Origin of the sequence: Stenotrophomonas sp. SBJS02 (assembly GCF_020428325.2) — a bacterium.
GTDB lineage: Bacteria > Pseudomonadota > Gammaproteobacteria > Xanthomonadales > Xanthomonadaceae > Stenotrophomonas > Stenotrophomonas africana.
Genome location: NZ_CP109812.1, coordinates 3,826,667 through 3,842,474, shown reverse-complemented (window position 1 = coordinate 3,842,474; position 15,808 = coordinate 3,826,667). Strand labels below are relative to the sequence as shown.

At 67.5% G+C, this 15,808-nt stretch carries 12 protein-coding genes; 7 read left to right on the top strand and 5 right to left on the bottom strand.

The window, feature by feature from the left end; translation table 11 throughout:
- The first annotated feature begins 48 nt into the window (after positions 1 to 48).
- From FQS62_RS17780 to FQS62_RS17755, 6 genes are all read left to right on the top strand, one after another.
- Positions 49 to 2,112 (top strand): TonB-dependent copper receptor, encoded by a 2,064-nt coding sequence (locus FQS62_RS17780; RefSeq protein WP_208043644.1) that lies wholly within the window; start codon positions 49 to 51, stop codon positions 2,110 to 2,112.
- 276 nt (positions 2,113 to 2,388) lie between these two features.
- Complete coding sequence (locus FQS62_RS17775; protein ID WP_208043643.1) at positions 2,389 to 3,495, top strand: efflux RND transporter periplasmic adaptor subunit; 1,107 nt, start codon at positions 2,389 to 2,391, stop codon at positions 3,493 to 3,495.
- Positions 3,492 to 6,617 (top strand): efflux RND transporter permease subunit, encoded by a 3,126-nt coding sequence (locus tag FQS62_RS17770; RefSeq protein ID WP_208043642.1) that lies wholly within the window; start codon positions 3,492 to 3,494, stop codon positions 6,615 to 6,617. The genes FQS62_RS17775 and FQS62_RS17770 overlap by 4 nt, the downstream gene beginning before the upstream one ends.
- The gene (locus FQS62_RS17765) at positions 6,610 to 7,149 is read left to right on the top strand and encodes a GNAT family N-acetyltransferase (RefSeq protein ID WP_088479603.1); all 540 of its coding nucleotides are present in this window, start codon (positions 6,610 to 6,612) and stop codon (positions 7,147 to 7,149) included. The genes FQS62_RS17770 and FQS62_RS17765 overlap by 8 nt, the downstream gene beginning before the upstream one ends.
- Positions 7,150 to 7,328: 179 nt before the next feature.
- Complete coding sequence (locus tag FQS62_RS17760) at positions 7,329 to 8,846, top strand: alanine/glycine:cation symporter family protein (protein ID WP_049447388.1); 1,518 nt, start codon at positions 7,329 to 7,331, stop codon at positions 8,844 to 8,846.
- Positions 8,839 to 9,672 carry a TrmH family RNA methyltransferase gene (locus tag FQS62_RS17755; RefSeq protein WP_208043840.1) on the top strand — a complete coding sequence of 278 codons (834 nt, stop codon included), beginning with the start codon at positions 8,839 to 8,841 and terminating at the stop codon, positions 9,670 to 9,672. Before FQS62_RS17760 ends, FQS62_RS17755 begins: the two co-directional genes overlap by 8 nt.
- Positions 9,673 to 9,856: 184 nt before the next feature.
- Here the strand turns inward: FQS62_RS17755 and FQS62_RS17750 are convergent, their stop codons facing one another.
- The 4 genes from FQS62_RS17750 to FQS62_RS17735 form a co-directional block, all read right to left on the bottom strand.
- Positions 9,857 to 11,278 (bottom strand): M28 family peptidase, encoded by a 1,422-nt coding sequence (locus tag FQS62_RS17750; RefSeq protein ID WP_049447392.1) that lies wholly within the window; start codon positions 11,276 to 11,278, stop codon positions 9,857 to 9,859.
- Between the two features lie 274 nt (positions 11,279 to 11,552).
- A complete protein-coding gene (gene mscL, locus FQS62_RS17745) occupies positions 11,553 to 11,957 on the bottom strand; it encodes a large-conductance mechanosensitive channel protein MscL (RefSeq protein ID WP_049447393.1) in 405 nt (134 codons plus the stop codon).
- Positions 11,958 to 12,011: 54 nt separating this feature from the next.
- The gene (locus tag FQS62_RS17740) at positions 12,012 to 12,728 is read right to left on the bottom strand and encodes a fumarylacetoacetate hydrolase family protein (RefSeq protein ID WP_014038281.1); all 717 of its coding nucleotides are present in this window, start codon (positions 12,726 to 12,728) and stop codon (positions 12,012 to 12,014) included.
- Between the two features lie 75 nt (positions 12,729 to 12,803).
- Entirely contained in the window at positions 12,804 to 13,085 is a 282-nt protein-coding gene (locus FQS62_RS17735) for a hypothetical protein (RefSeq protein WP_005410817.1), read from the bottom strand.
- Between the two features lie 178 nt (positions 13,086 to 13,263).
- On the opposite strand from FQS62_RS17735, the gene FQS62_RS17730 reads away from it, so the two are divergent.
- Positions 13,264 to 13,599 (top strand): Rieske (2Fe-2S) protein, encoded by a 336-nt coding sequence (locus FQS62_RS17730; protein ID WP_100440271.1) that lies wholly within the window; start codon positions 13,264 to 13,266, stop codon positions 13,597 to 13,599.
- Positions 13,600 to 13,936: 337 nt separating this feature from the next.
- On the opposite strand, the gene FQS62_RS17725 is transcribed toward FQS62_RS17730, so the two are convergent.
- Complete coding sequence (locus tag FQS62_RS17725) at positions 13,937 to 15,784, bottom strand: SLC13 family permease (protein ID WP_049447494.1); 1,848 nt, start codon at positions 15,782 to 15,784, stop codon at positions 13,937 to 13,939.
- Positions 15,785 to 15,808 lie beyond the last annotated feature (24 nt).

Sequence of the window (15,808 nt, the reverse complement as noted above, 5' to 3'; positions counted from 1 at the left end):
GACGCCTGACCGGCGCCGTGCGCGCGTGCGTACCTTGGAGCTGTTCCGATGAAAATGACTTCCCGCCCCGCGGGCGCTTGCGCGCGCCTGCCGGTTGCCCTTGGCCTGGCCGTGGCTGCAACGCTGGCCCACGCTGCGCCCGCCGAAGAGGCGCGTACCCTCGACACGATGGTGGTCACCGCCGCCGCGCCCTCGTCGCCACTGCACTGGGTGACCGATCCGCGCCTGCCGCGGCAGCCGGTACCCGCCAGTGATGGCGCCGATTACCTGAAGACCGTTCCCGGCTTCTCCGCCATCCGCAACGGTGGCACCAACGGTGACCCGGTGCTGCGCGGCATGTTCGGTTCGCGCCTGAACATCCTCAGCAACGATGGCAACCTGATCGGCGCCTGCCCATCGCGCATGGACAATCCGCTGTCCTACATCGCGCCGGAGAGCTTCGACCGATTGACCATCATCAAGGGCCCGCAGAGCGTGCGCTGGGGCGCCGGTGCCTCGGCCGGCACCGTGCGCTTCGAACGCGATACGCCGCGCTTCGAGGAGTCTGGCCTGCGGGCGGACGCCAGTGCGCTGGTTGGCTCGCGCAACCGCAACGACCAGGTGCTGGACCTGACCCTGGGCAATCCGACCGGCTATGTACGCGCCAGCGGCAACCGTTCCGAAGCTGACGACTACAAGGATGGCCACGGTGATGTGGTGCCCTCGAAGTGGCGCAAGTGGAATGGCGACGTGGCCATCGGCTGGACGCCGGATGCCGACACGCTGCTGGAGATTTCCGCCGGTGCCGGTGATGCCATCGCGCGTTACGCCGGGCGCGGCATGGACGGTGCCGCGTTCGAACGCACCAGCTATGCCGCGCGCTTCGAAAAACGAAATCTTCCCGGTGCGTGGGACACGTTGCAGACCAACGTGTACTACAACGAGGCCGACCACGTGATGGACAACTACACGCTGCGCACGCCGAACCCGTACAGCATGATGCCGATGCCGATGGCGTCGAACGTGGATCGCCGTACCCAGGGCGGCCGGGTCAGTTCCGAGTGGCGCTGGCAGGACGTGCAGCTGGTGGCCGGTGTGGATGGCGAGGACAGCCGCCATCGTGGCCGCATGGGCATGGGCCGCGACACTTACCGACAGGCCGCCTGGGAGACCGATGCCAACTTCCGCCGCTATGGCGTGTTCACCGAGTTGACCCTGGGCGCCGGCACCGACCAGCGCTGGATCAGTGGCCTGCGCATTGACCGCGCCAGCGTGCGCGATGAGCGGCAATCGATCCGCGGCATGATGGGGAACATGCCCAATCCGACTGCGGGCCAGCGCCGCAAGGAATGGCTCGGCAGCGGTTTCCTGCGCTACGAGCAGGACCTGGCCGACGGTCTGACCTGGTATGCCGGTCTCGGCCACAGTGAGCGCATGCCCGACTACTGGGAGCTGTTCTCGCCCAACCATGGCCCGGCCGGCGCGGTGAACGCGTTCACCGGCGTGCGGCCCGAACGCACCACCCAGCTCGACGTCGGCCTGCAGTACAAGGGACCGCGCGTGCAGGCGTGGGTTTCGGCGTATGCCGGGCAGATCCAGGACTACATCCTGTTCACCTACCACGGCAGCGGCATGATGGGCATGAGCCAGGCCAGCAACGTTGATGCGCGTATCGCTGGTGCCGAGGCGGGCCTGGAAGTGAGCGTGGCCGAACAATGGACGCTGGGCGGCACGCTGGCCTATGCCTGGGGCGAGAACCGCGACCAGCATCGCCCGCTGCCGCAGATGCCACCGCTGGAAGCACGCCTGAGCGCGAACTGGGAGGGCCAGCGCTGGAGTGCCGGTGCGCTGCTGCGCGCGGTGACCCACCAGCATCGTGTCGCAGATGGCCAAGGCAACGTCGTCGCCCAGGATCTCGGGCTGAGTGCCGGCTTCGCCACTTTCGCGCTCAATGCGGCCTACCGCTTCAGTTCGCAGCTGCAGCTCAGCGCGGGTGTCGACAATCTGTTCGACCGTGCCTACAGCGAGCATCTGAACCTGGCCGGCAGCGCCGATTTCGGCTTCCCGGCCGATCCGGTGCGCATCAACGAGCCGGGCCGCAGCCTGTGGATGAAGGTGAACTACCGGTACTGATCCGCCGGGTGTAAAAAAAAACCGGGGCCGGATCCCCGCCAGGATCCGTCCCCGCCCGACGCCCTCTGCCGGGCAGCTTCGACTCTACGATGGCAACGCCTGCGGTGCACGGCTGGATACACCTCGACACACGCCGACATCGCCACGACCCGCCTTGCACGGAACGGATTCCGGGCGCTATCACGGCACTGGTTCCACGCTGGTAAACGCTTGGCACATACCGCTTTTGCGGGCCCTTGCCTACACTCGTCGGCCGTGGATCAATCAGGACCATTCATGTTGGCTCGTATCGCTTCGACCCTGGCCCTTGGCCTCAGCCTGGCCGTGCTGGCCGGGTGCGCAGGCAAACAGGAGGCCGCCGCGCGTCGGCAGGGAGAAGCGGTGCCGGTCACCGCGCAGGTGGTGCAGCCCACGCAGTGGAACGACACCCTGCAGGCACTGGGCACGGCCAAGGCACGCGAGTCGATCAGCGTCACCGCCAAGGTCAGCGAGATCGTCGAGAAGGTGCACTTCGAAAGCGGCCAGCACATCGCCGCCGGCGCACCGATCGTGACCCTGCGCGGACAGGCCCAGGAGGCTGCGCTGGTGCAGGCGCAGGCCACCTTCCACGAGGCCGACCAGCTGTACAAGCGCCAGCGCGAGCTGGCCTCCCAGAGGTTGGTGTCCAGCGCCACGCTGGATACGCAGAAGTCGATCCGCGATGCCGCCGAGGCGCGTGTGGCGCAGATGCAGGCGGATATCGGCGACCGCCGCGTGCGTGCGCCGTTCGCTGGGGTCCTGGGTATCCGCCAGGTGAGCCCGGGCACGCTGCTGACGCCGACCACGGTGATCGCCACGCTCGACGACATCGAGCACATGCACATCGATTTCCAGGTGCCGGAAGTGGAACTGGCCGCGCTGGGCGTCGGTGACAAGGTCAGCGCCACCAGCGTGGCGTGGCCGGGCCGCACCTTCGAGGGCGTGGTCAGCACCATCGACGCACGCATCGACCCGGCGACCCGTGCGGTGACCGTGCGCGGCGATTTCGCCAACAGCGACCACGCGCTGCGCCCGGGCATGCTGCTGGACGTGCGCCTGTTCCGCCCCGAGCGCCCGGCGCTGGTGGTGCCGGAAATCGCCGTGGTGCAGGTGGGCCGCGACACGTTCGTGTACCGCATCAAGAGCGACGACAGCGTCGAGCGCGTGGACGTGGTGACCGGTGCGCGCCGCGCCGGCGTGGTTGAGATCAAGCAAGGCCTGGAAGCCGGTCAGCGCATCGTGGTCGATGGCACCGGCAAGCTGCGCGCAGGCCTGAAGGTCGCGGCCAAGGATGCGGCACCGGCCAGCGGTGCAAAGCCCGCTGACGCCGCTGCACCGGTCGCGGCCGAGGGCCACGGCGGATGAAGCTGTCCGACGTCTCCATCCAGCGGCCGGTGTTCGCCGTGGTGATGAGCCTGTTGCTGCTGGTGCTGGGCGTGATGTCCTTCACCCGCCTGACCCTGCGCGAACTGCCCGCCATCGATCCGCCGATCGTCTCGGTATCGGTGGACTACACCGGCGCCTCGGCAGCGGTCATCGAAAGCCGCATCACCCAGGTGCTGGAAGATGCGCTGGCCGGCATCGAAGGCATCGATACGATCAACGCGCGCAGCACCAACGGCCGCTCGCAGGTCAGCATCGAGTTCACCTCCAACCGCGATATCGAAGCGGCGGCCAATGACGTGCGCGACGCGGTCAGCCGTGTCGCCGACCGCATGCCGGAAGAAGCGCGGCCGCCGGAAATCGCCAAGGTCGAAAGCGATGCCGACCCGATCATCTGGTTCAACATGGTCTCCTCGACCATGGACACGCTGGAGCTGAGCGACTACGCCGACCGCTACGTGGTCGACCGCTTCTCCAGCCTCGACGGCGTGGCCCAGGTCCGCATCGGCGGCCGCCAGCGCTATGCAATGCGCATCTGGCTGGACCGTGACCAGCTGGCCGCACGCGGGCTGACCACCGGCGACGTGGAAACCGCGCTGCGCAACGAGAACGTGGAACTGCCGGCCGGGCGCATCGAGTCGACCGACCGTGATTTCACCCTGCGCGTGGAGCGCAACTACATCAAGCCGGAAGACTTCGCGACCATCCCGCTGGGCAAGGGCCGCGATGGCTACGTGGTGCGCATGGGCGACGTGGCGAAGATCGAGCTGGCCTCGGCCGAGCGTCGCGCGTACTACCGCAGCAACGGCGAGCCGGGCATCGGCCTGGGCATCGTCAAGACCTCCACCGCCAACTCGCTGGACGTGGCGCGCACTGCGCGTGCCGAAGCCGAGCGTGTGGCGCTGTCGCTGCCCAAGGGCACGCAGATCTTCGTTGCGTTCGACAACACCACCTTCATCGAAGCCGCCGTGGACCGCGTCTACGCCACGCTGGTGGAGGCGATGATCCTGGTGCTGGCGGTGATCTGGCTGTTCCTCGGCAGCTTCCGCGCCGCACTGATTCCGGCGGTGACGGTACCGGTGTGCCTGGTCGCGGCGTTCATCGCGCTGTATGCGTTCGACTTCTCGATCAACCTGCTGACCCTGCTTGCTCTGGTGCTGTGCATCGGCCTGGTGGTGGACGATGCGATCGTGGTGGTGGAGAACGTGCAGCGCCGCATCGACCTGGGCGAGCCGCCGCTGGTGGCCTCCAAGCGGGGTACGGCGCAGGTCGCCTTCGCGGTGATCGCCACCACCGCCGTGCTGGTGGCGGTGTTCCTGCCGGTCGGTTTCCTGGAAGGCAACACCGGGCGCCTGTTCCGCGAACTGGCAGTGGCGCTGGCCGCCGCAGTGGCGCTGTCGGCGTTCGTGGCGCTCACACTGACGCCGATGATGGCCTCCAAGCTGCTCAAGCCGCATACCGGGCAGGCACCGCGCGGCCTGCACGGCTTCATCAATCGCAACCTGGAACGCCTGGCGGGTGCCTATGGGCGGGTGCTCGATCATCATGTGGATCGCACCTGGATCTATCTGCTGGTGATGGTTGCTGCGTTGGCGTCCAGCTGGTTGCTGATGAAGGTGCTGCCGTCGGAACTGGCGCCGGCCGAAGACCGCGGTTCGTTCCAGATCATGATCGATGGACCGGAAGGCGCCGGCTACGACTACACCGTGCAGCAGGTGCAGCAGGTGGAAGCGCTGCTGGCGCCGCACGTGGGCGCGGACAAGCCGATCGTGCGCGCCAACCCGCGCGTGCCCGGCGGCTTCGGCGCCAGCGAGGAAATGCACACCGGCCGCGTCAGCGTGTTCCTGCAGCCGTGGCGTCAGCGCAGCGAAGGCACGCCGGAAGTCGCCAACGAACTGCAGAAGGAGCTGGACACCATCCGTGGCGTGCGCGTGCGCACCCAGGTGGGTGGCGGCCTGGTGCGCAGTGGCGGGCAGCCGTTCCAGATCGTGCTGGGTGGCCCGGAATACGCCGAGATCGCGCAGTGGCGCGACCGCATTCTGCTGCGCATGGCCGACAATCCCGGCCTGGTCGGCCCGGACTCGGACTACAAGGAAACCCGGCCACAGATGCGGGTGAACATCGACCGCCAGCGTGCGGCCGACCTCGGCGTGCCGGTCACCGCGATCGGTTCGGCGCTGGAAACCATGATGGGTTCGCGCCGTGTCACCACCTTCGTCGACAACGGCGAGGAATACGACGTACTGGTGCAGGCCGGTCGCGATGGCCGTGCCAGCCCGGCCGACCTGGCCGCGATCCGCGTGCGCGCCACCTCCGGCGAACTGGTGCCGCTGTCCAACCTGGTCACACTGAGCGAAGTGGCCGAGGCCGGCACCCTGAACCGCTTCAACCGACTGCGTTCGATCACCATCAGCGCCGGCCTGGCGCCGGGCTATCCGCTGGGTGAGGCCATCGCCTGGGCGCAGCAGGTCACGCGCGAAGAGCTGCCGCAGTACGCGCAGGTGAACTGGAAGGGTGAATCGCGCGAGTACCAGAGCGCTGGCGGCGCGGTGCTGCTGACCTTCGCGATGGCCCTGCTGGTGGTCTACCTGGTGCTGGCCGCGCAGTTCGAGAGCTTCATCCACCCGCTGACCATCATGCTGACCGTGCCGCTGGGCGTGCTCGGCGCGTTGGTCGGATTGTGGGTGAGCGGCGGCACGGTGAACCTGTTCAGCCAGATCGGCATCGTCATGCTGGTCGGCCTGGCAGCGAAGAACGGCATCCTCATCGTCGAATTCGCCAACCAGCTGCGCGACGACGGAAGAACCGTGCGCGAAGCGATCATCGAATCGGCGATGGTGCGCCTGCGCCCGATCCTGATGACCTCCATCGCCACCGTGGTCGGTGCGATTCCGCTGGTGGTGGCCGGTGGCCCCGGTTCGGCCAGCCGTGGCACGATCGGCATCGTGATCATCTTCGGCGTCACCCTGTCCACCTTCCTGTCGCTGTTCGTGGTGCCGGCGTTCTACGCGCGGCTGGCCCCTTACACCCGCTCGCCGGAAGCGGTGAAGCGCGAACTGGAGAAGCAGGAAGCGGAATCGCCCTCGGTGGGCGGCCATGCCTGATCCGACCACTCTGCTGCGGGGCGACGGCTTCCAGCTGCGCCCCTGGCGCCCGGATGATCTGGAATCGCTGCTGCGCCATGCCAACGACGCCGAAGTGTCGCGGGGCCTGCGTGATCGCTTTCCGTACCCGTACACGCGCGAGGATGGCGAGGCCTTCCTCGCGGGCCGCGTGCTGGCCCCCGGCACCCTGAACCTGGCCATCGAGATAGACGGCCAGGCCTGCGGCAGCGTCGGTGCCCAGCAGGGCGTGGCCGAACGTGGGCATACCGCCGAACTGGGTTACTGGCTGGGCCAGGCCTACTGGGGCCAGGGCGTGATGACCCGCGTGGTCGGCCAGTTCGCACCGTGGGTAATGGACGAACTGCGCCTGTTCAGGCTGCAGGCCACCGTGGTCGACTTCAACCTCGGCTCGGCCCGGGTGCTGGAGAAGAACGGCTTCCAGGAAGAAGGCGTGGAGCGCTGCGCGGTCTACAAGCGCGGCGTCCTGCACGACCTGCGCCGGTTCGCCCGGGTACGCACGCAGCTGCCCTGAAGACGCGGGCTGGCCGCTGTAGAGCCGAGCCCATGCTCGGCTGCCCTCGGGGCCCAAGCCGAGCATGGGCTCGGCTCTACAAAACAGCGCTACCGCAGCGGCCTTCGATCAGGGAGAATCGACCGGTCCCTTCCAGCCGACGGGACGTCCTTACAACCCGCCGACTGGAGAGAGAGCGCGTGGAAGCTACCGTACATTTCATCAACAGCATCATCTGGAGCAAGGCGCTGATCTTCATGTGCCTGGCCGCCGGCCTGTTCTTCAGCCTGCGCACGCGCTTCATGCAGATCCGCGGCTTCTTCGAGATGTGCCGCCTCACCGTCAAGGGTGAGAAATCCGACGCCGGCGTGTCCTCGTTCCAGGCCCTGGCCATGTCGATGGCCGGCCGCATGGGCATCGGCAACATCGCCGGCGTGGCCACCGCCATCGCCTTCGGCGGCCCCGGTGCCATCTTCTGGATGTGGGTGATGGGCTTCCTAGGCGCGTCCACGTCGTACGTGGAATGCACCCTGGCGCAGATCTACAAGACCAAGGACGCCGAAGGCCGCTACCGCGGTGGCCCGGCGTACTACATCGAAAAGGCCATGGGCCTGAAGTGGTACGCGCTGGCCTTTGCCATCGCCACGATCATCGCCGCCGGCTTCCTGATGCCGGGCGTGCAGGCCAACGCCATTGCCGACAGCATCATCAACGCCTGCCGTGGCACCGCACTGTGCGGCCCGCTCGATGGCCAGGCCTTCGGCATGGAATCGGTGCAGGCGCTGAAGCTGGGCATCGGCATCGTGGTCGCGCTGTTGCTGGGCGTGGTGATCTTCGGCGGCGTCAAGCGCATCGCCAACTTCGCCGAAGTGGTGGTGCCGTTCATGGCCGCCGGCTTCATCCTGATGGCCATCGTCATCATGATCATCAACTACGACCGCGTGCCGGAAATGTTCGGCATCATCTTCAAGAGCGCCTTCGGCACCCACGCCGCGTTCGGCGCGATGATGGGCCTGGCGGTGGAGTGGGGCATCAAGCGCGGCATCTACGCCAACGAAGCCGGCCAGGGCTCGGGCCCGCACGCGGCAGCCGCCTCGGAAGTCTCGCACCCGGCCAAGCAGGGTTACGTGCAGGCTTTCGCCATCTACTTCGACACCATGATGGTGTGTACCGCCACCGCGTTCCTGATCCTGGCCAGCGGCACCTACAACGTGTACTCGCCCGTGGCCGGCGCCGAGCCGATCTTCCAGGGCCTGGCCGGCATTCCGGAAGGCGCGGGCTACGCGCAGGCCGGCGTGGAAGCGGTGCTGCCGGGCTGGGGTTCGGCGTTCGTATCGATCGCCATCTTCTTCTTCGCCTTCACCACCATCATGGCGTACTACTACATGGCCGAGACCAATCTCAGCTATGTGAACCACAACAAGAAGCGCCCGCTGACCGTGCTGCTGCTGCGCCTGGGCATCATCGGCATGGTGGTGTTCGGCGCGTTCCATAATGCAACCCTGGCCTGGGCGCTGGGTGACATCGGCGTGGGCCTGATGGCCTGGCTGAACATCATTGCCATCCTCATCATCCAGAAGCCGGCCATGCTGGCCCTGCGTGATTACGAACGACAGAAGAAGCTCGGCCTCGATCCGACCTTCGACCCCGATGCCCTGGGCATCAAGAACGCCGATTTCTGGCGTCAACGCAAGCTGGAGTTGTCCCGTAGTGAATGATCCCTGGAAGAACGCCCGCCGCCCGTCGTCGCGACCGCCGCGGGCCACCCCGCTGCCACCGCGTGAGGGCGGCACCCCGCCGCCACCGGGGCGCGGCAACGACGAACTGCGCCTGTATGGCTGGAACGCCGTGCAGGCCCTGTTCGCCAAGCGCCCGCAGGCGTTGCGCAAGCTGTATCTGGTGGACGCGCTGATTCCGCGCATGCAGCCGGTGCTGAAGTGGTGCGTGGCCAACCGCGTGGGCTATCGCGTGGTGGAGGAGGGTGACCTCAACAAGCTGGCCGCTACCACGCACCACGAAGGCCTGGTGGCCGACGTGCTGCGCGCGCCGGTCGTGCCGCTGGCGCAGTGGCTGGAGGATCTCGGCGAAGGCCCGGCGCTGGCGTTGTGGCTGGACGGCGTCGGCAATCCGCACAACTTCGGTGCGATCCTGCGCTCGGCCGCGCACTTCGGCGTCAAGGCGCTGCTGCTGCCGGCCGGCAGCACACTGGCGCTGTCCGGTGCCGCCGCACGCGTGGCTGAAGGCGGGGCGGAGTCGGTGCCGCTGGTGCAGTTGCCGGAGACCGCAGAGGCGATGGCACAGCTGCGCGCTGCTGGCTTCGGCCTGGCCGCAACCCTGGTCGAGGGCGGTGATGACGTGTTCCGTGCGTCCCTGCCAGACCGGCTGGTGTACGTGATGGGCGCCGAAGGCGAGGGCATGGACCGTGGCCTGGCGAGCCAGTGCGATCTGCAGGTCTCGATCCCCGGCAGCGGCGCGGTTGAAAGCCTCAATGTCGCTTCCGCCACGGCCGTGCTGCTGGCGCAGTGGGCGAGCCACCGCGGCTGAGTGACGCCCGGTGGGTGCGAACCCTGGTTCGCACCGCTCGTGCCGCTGCGCTTGCCGGGCATGGCCCGACGCTACCGATGCGGGATCTGACTTGGTGGGTGCGAAATCTGCCTTGGTGGGTGCGAACCTTGGTTCGCACCGCTCCTGGCGTTGCGCTCGCCGGGCATGGCCCGGCGCTACCGCATCATTCGTTCGGCGGCGTGGTCGCCTTGGCCTCGCTGCCGAAGTTGCCATCGGCTTCCGCCGCCAGGTAGGCGAACACAGTGTAGGCGGCCACGTTCTGCGCCAGCGCCTTCGGGTCGATCTTGTCCAGCGTGTCGTCGGCGGTGTGGTGCAGGTGGAAGTAGTCCGAGCCATCCTGCGCCAGCCACGCCCACGCACCGCCCTTGGCGGCCAGCGGGCCGACGTCCGGGCCCGGGCCACCCTTGTCGGCCTGGTACTCGATGCCCAGCGGCTTCATCACTTCGGCAATCTGCCTGGTCGCTTCGCGCGAGCCTTCCGGGTTCGGCGAACCGGTATTGAAGGCGTAGATGCGGCCTGCGCCGAAGTCGCTCTCGGCGGCCAGCTGGTGCAGGGCCACGTCCTTCGCGTGCGCTTCGGCATAGGCCTTGCCGCCATACAGGCCCTGTTCTTCGTTGGCGAAGGCAACCACGCGGATGGTTCGCTTCGGTGCCTGCTTGAGCTGGCCGATCAGATGACCTGCGGCCATGGTGATGCCCACGCCCGCGCCGTCATCCACCGCGCCGGTGCCCAGGTCCCACGAATCCAGGTGGCCGCCGATGACGACCACTTCCTTCGGCAGCGTGCGGCCGGTGATCTCACCGATCACGTTGTACGAGGTGGCGGTGCCATCCCAACCGCAGTCCAGCGCCACCTTCACGGTGGTCGCGCCGCGCGCCAGCAGACGGGCCAGCTGGTCTGCATCGGGCACCGACAGCGCCGCCGACGGCACCGGGGTCAGGCCATCGTCGAAGCGGGTGATGCCGGTGTGCGGCACGCGGTGCGAGTCGGTACCGGCTGAGCGCATCAGGAAGCCCACTGCGCCCTTGCGGATCGCCTCGGACGGGCCCTTGCTGCGGATCGCGCCGCCACGGCCGTAGTCGCGGCCATCGCGGAACGGCAGCATCTGGTAATCAACGAAGGCGATCTTGCCCTTCAGCGAACCGGCCGGTGCGGCCTGCAGCGCGGCCAGGTCGGCGAAGCGCACCACCTCGGCTTCCACGGTGCCGCCCGGGCTGCCCCCCAGCGCGGTGATCTGCAGCGGCTGGGGGTTCCTGCCGGTCACGGCGGCGTGTTCACTGCGGCGCTCCCACTTCGGGAAGGTCACCGGCTCCTTCCACACCTTGTCGAAGCCCAGCGCCTTGAACTTGGCTTCGGCCCAGGCCACCGCACGGGCGTCGGCTTCGCCGCCGGCGATGCGCGGGCCGATCTCGGTGGTGAGCGATTCGACCACCTTCCAGCCAGTGTCATCGGTCAGCGCCTGATCGCGCAGCTGCGCGGCGGTGGCCAGCGAGGCCGGGGGCAGGGTGGTGATGCGTGGCGCCGCGAAGGCCGGGGCGGCCAGCAGGGCGAGGGAGGATGCGATGGCAAGGACGCGGCGACGCATGGACAACTCCGGGAAGGGACCTAAGCCTTGGAGCTTAACAGTCGTTCAGCCGCGCGCATGGGCGGGAGGTCATGGCTGGCGCGAACGCTGTTTTCCGCCACGTCCGGCAAAGCGAAAGCCCCGCCGGGGCGGGGCTTTCGTGTGCTTCTGTAGAGTCGAGCCCTGCTCGACTGATTGTTCCGGGCAGTCGAGCAAGCTCGACTCTACGCACGAAGGCAGCCGAGCGTGGGCTCGGCTCTACAGGAAAGCGGGGCGCCCGTAGGCGCCCGATACCTTATTTCTTCAGGCTGTCGCGGATCTCGCGCAGCAGCACCACTTCCTCGGCCGGCGCAGCGGGAGCGGCTTCCTTCTTGCGCGACAGGCGGTTGATCACCTTGATCACCAGGAAAATGGCGAAGGCCACGATCACGAACTGGATCAGCGTGTTGATGAAGTCACCGTAGCCGATCACCACCGCCGGAATCTCCTTGCCGTCCGGCCCGATGCGGGCCGGCGACAGCGTCCACGCCAGCTGCGAGAAATCCACCTTGCCGATCAGCAGGCCCAGCGGCGGCATGATGATCTTCTCGACCAGCGCGGTCACGATCTTGCCGAAGGCCGCGCCGATCACCACGCCGACGGCGAGGTCGATGACGTTGCCGCGCATCGCGAATTCCTTGAACTCGGTGAGCATTCCCATTGTTGTTTTTCTCCGGTGGGGAAGTGGACAGCGCGCAGGGTAGCGCAGGTGATGTCAGCCGGCGATCACGCCGTGGCGCTCGGCCACGTTTTCCAGGCGGGCACTGAAGCGGTCGCCGGGCTTCAGTGCAGCCACCCCGGACGGGGTGCCCATGAACACCAGGTCGCCGGCACGCAGCTGCCACAGCTTGGACAGCTCATGCAGGATCTCCGGCACGTTCCAGATCATCTGGTCCAGCAGCGCCTGCTGGCGCACTTCGCCGTTGACCTCCAGCGACAGGTTCAGCGCGGCCAGGTCGCCCACTTCCTCGGCGTGCACGATCTCGCTGATCGGCGCGGAGGCATCGAAGCCCTTGGCTGCATCCCACGGGTGGCCCTTGTCCTTGGCCGCGGCCTGCAGGTCGCGGCGGGTCAGGTCCAGGCCGACGGCGTAGCCGTAGACCAGCGCGTCGGCGTCGGCCACGGCCAGCTCGCCCGCGGGTGCGTCACGGCCGATCGCCACCACCAGTTCCACTTCGTGGTGCAGGTTGGCGGTCGCCGGCGGGTAGGGAATGGCATCGTCGTGGCCGACCACGATCGCATCGGCCGGCTTGCTGAAGAACATCGGGCGGCCGCGATCATCGGCTGCCGGCACCGCCGCGCCCATTTCGCGGGCGTGGTCGGCGAAGTTGCGGCCGACGCAGTAGATGCGGTGCACGGGAAAACTGCCGCCACCGGCTACCGGCACACGCGGCAGGGTTACGGCGGGGATCACATCGGAGACATCGGACATGCGGGCATCCAGGAAGGGCGTGCCCGCAGTCTAGAACGCATGGCGCCCGCCGTCAGCGGGCGCGGAAGACGTGGATCAGCGCGAGGCCGGCAGCACCGGCTTGCGCACCACGCGGTACTCGCCCTCGACCACGGTCGGGTCGACCGGACGCGCGACACCCGGCTTGCGCGAAGCCAGCAGCTTCCACGCCAGGCCGACCAGGATCATCGCCGCACCGACGAATACGCCGATGAACACCATCGCGGCCAGGATCGCCAGGCCGAGCAGGCCCACGGCCACGCGCACCAGCGGGTGACGCGGCTTGCGCGGCGCGAACAGGGTGCGGAACTGGTTGAAGGCGGATGCGCGATTGAACATGGCGGCTCGATAGGCTGGGATCAGCGAAACCAGAGTATCGGGACGCGCCACTGTCATTGAGTGAAAAAATCGTTAAATATAGCCTTTGCTTATTGCGAATCAATGACTTGTGTTCATGTTGCAGCCAGTCACCTGAGTGGGCGTGCGACAATGCGGGTTTACTGTCCGAGCCTTCGCCATGACTGCCGCTGCTGCCCTGATCGCCCTTGATGCCATTGCCGATGGCGCGTTTGCCGAGGTCGAAGCGGTGGTGGATGGCGATGCCGAATCGTTGGTGCTGTACCGCGACGGCGCGCAGGTGCGTGCCTTCCTGAACATCTGCCCGCACGCCGGCCGACGCCTGGACTGGGCCCCGGGCCAGTTCCTGAAGAGCCGCGAAGGCCACCTGGTGTGCGCCGCGCATGGCGCCTCGTTCACGCTGGACAGCGGCGACTGCATTGCCGGCCCGTGCAAGGGCGACCGCCTGCGCGCCGTACCGGTGGACGTGCGCGACGGGCAGGTTTACCTGGCCTGATGTAACCGGTGCGCGAACCAAGGTTCGCACTCACAGGATCAATGGGGATCCAGAGATTCATCCACGCATGGCGTGGATCCACCGTGTCGACCAAGGTCGACACCCACCAGAGCAGAACGCCGACAGCTCGCGGAAAACTGTCGAAGGCGGGGTGGGTCCGGTTGCGGGGGCGTGAGCCGCATGGATGCGGCGACCGAGCTTACAGGGACGTACTTGCAGCGTCCCCCGCAACCGGACCCACCCCGCCATCCCACGGAATGCACGCTATTGCTGTTGCTGTTGCTGTTGCTTCGGCTTCGGCGGGTGCAGGGCGCAGCCCTGCCAACAAACCCAACCGTCAGAACATCAGGTTGATCATCAACACCACCACGCAGGTGTAGATCAGCGACAGCGGGCCGCCGACCCGCCACATCTCGCGCGGGGTGTAGTTGGCCGGGCCGGTGATCATCGAGATCACCGGGTTGGAGGCCGTCATCAGGTTGTTGGAGGCGGACAGCGCCACGATCAGCGCGAACGCGGTCGGGTTGCCGCCCGCTGCCAACGCCAGGTTCACCGCGATCGGCACCATCACGATGGTCGCGCCCACATGGCTGATCACCAGCGAGAACGCCGTGGTCAGCAGCGCCAGCGCCACCTCCAGCACCCACACCGGGATGCCGGTGGGCAGCTTGTCGATGGTATGGCCGGCCACCCATGCCGCCGCACCACTGGAGTCCATCGCCCAGCCGAGCGGAATCAGCCCGGCCATCATGAACACCGTCTTCCAGTTGATCGAGGCATAGGCCTCGTCCATGCGCAGCACGCCGGTCAGCAGCATGCCGGCCACGCCGGTCATCAGCGTCAGCGCCACCGGCAGCTTGCTGGTCAGTGCGATCAGGATGGTCAGCGCGAAGATCGCCATCGCGATCTTGAACTTGTGCGGGCGTTGTTCGCCGGTCGGGTAGTCGGTCACCACCACGAAGTCGCGGCTCTTGGCGGCCTGCGCCAGGTCGGTCCAGATGCTGTGGAAGACCAGCATGTCGCCCGCGCGCAGCTGCACGTCGCGCGCGTCCTCGCGGATCACCTGCTTGTCGCGGTTGATCGCCAGCAGGCTGATGCCGCGCTCCTTGCGCAGGCGCAGGTCGGCCGCGCTCTTGCCGATCACGTTCGAGGTCGGCGGCACCACCGCCTCGGAAATGCCGGCACGGCTGGGGTTGAACAGGTCACCCAGGTGCTTCAGCCGCGAAGACATGCGCAGGAACTGGTTCTGCGCGAAGTCGTTGATCTGCTCGCGCGGGCCCATCGCACCGAGCACGCTGCCGACCCAGATGCGCATCTCCGCCGGCGGCGCCAGGCGGGTGTCGTTGCCGGTTTTCAGGGCCAGCAGCAGCGGCGCATCGTGCAGGTTTTCGGCCTCGCCCAGGGTCATGCCCACCAGCGGGCTTTCTGCGGTCACCACCAGCTCGAACACATCGCCTTCAATGCCGTAGGTCTTGGCGAAATAGCTCTCGGTGCGTGCCGGGGTGACGCCGTCGTTGACCAGGCTTTCCTCTTCCACCAGCTTGCGGTCGCCGTAGTAGCGGAAGTACAGCAGCGAGGCGATCAGCAGGGCCACGCCGATCGGCAGCGGCGCGAACATGCGCAGCGGCTCGATGGTGGCCAGGCCCGAGGGCAGGTTGTTGTTGGCCGAGGCCAGCAGATCGTTCAGCAGGATCAGCGGCGAATTGCCGACCATGGTCAGCGCGCCGCCCATCACGATCGCCGCCGAGATCGGCAGCAGCAGGCGCTGCATCGTCAGCCCGGTGCGCGCCGCCAGTCGCGAGGCGACCGGCAGGTACAGCGCCATCACCGACGGGTTCTGCATGAAGGACGAGTTCAGGCCGGCGATGGCGGTGGTCATCATCAGCAGACGCTGCTCGACACCGTGGCCGCGCCGCAGCAGCCAGGCCGCCAGCCGGTTCAGCGCCCCAGTGCGGTCCAGGCCCGCACCGAGGATGGTGGTGGCGATGATGCTCATCACCGCGTTACCGGAGAAACCGCCGAAGATTTCCTCCGGCGCGATCAGGCCGGTGACACCGAGCACCACCAGCACCACCAGCGCGACCACGTCGGCGCGGATGCGCTCGAACAGGAACATCGCCATCGTGAAGCCGACCAGCCCGAGCACGAGCTTCATGTCGTTGGTCAGCGTCAGCGCGGTATCCATGTGGGGCGCGGCGTCCTCAGGCGA

Bases quoted from the DNA above. Each gene is read 5' to 3' on its own strand.
- FQS62_RS17780 (WP_208043644.1), top strand. From the start codon at position 49: ATGAAAATGACTTCCCGCCCCGCGGGCGCTTGCGCGCGCCTGCCGGTT.
- FQS62_RS17775 (WP_208043643.1), top strand. From the start codon at position 2,389: ATGTTGGCTCGTATCGCTTCGACCCTGGCCCTTGGCCTCAGCCTGGCC.
- FQS62_RS17770 (WP_208043642.1), top strand. From the start codon at position 3,492: ATGAAGCTGTCCGACGTCTCCATCCAGCGGCCGGTGTTCGCCGTGGTG.
- FQS62_RS17765 (WP_088479603.1), top strand. From the start codon at position 6,610: ATGCCTGATCCGACCACTCTGCTGCGGGGCGACGGCTTCCAGCTGCGC.
- FQS62_RS17750 (WP_049447392.1), bottom strand. From the start codon at position 11,278: ATGCGTCGCCGCGTCCTTGCCATCGCATCCTCCCTCGCCCTGCTGGCC.
- mscL (WP_049447393.1), bottom strand. From the start codon at position 11,957: ATGGGAATGCTCACCGAGTTCAAGGAATTCGCGATGCGCGGCAACGTC.
- FQS62_RS17740 (WP_014038281.1), bottom strand. From the start codon at position 12,728: ATGTCCGATGTCTCCGATGTGATCCCCGCCGTAACCCTGCCGCGTGTG.
- FQS62_RS17735 (WP_005410817.1), bottom strand. From the start codon at position 13,085: ATGTTCAATCGCGCATCCGCCTTCAACCAGTTCCGCACCCTGTTCGCG.
- FQS62_RS17730 (WP_100440271.1), top strand. From the start codon at position 13,264: ATGACTGCCGCTGCTGCCCTGATCGCCCTTGATGCCATTGCCGATGGC.
- FQS62_RS17725 (WP_049447494.1), bottom strand. From the start codon at position 15,784: ATGGATACCGCGCTGACGCTGACCAACGACATGAAGCTCGTGCTCGGG.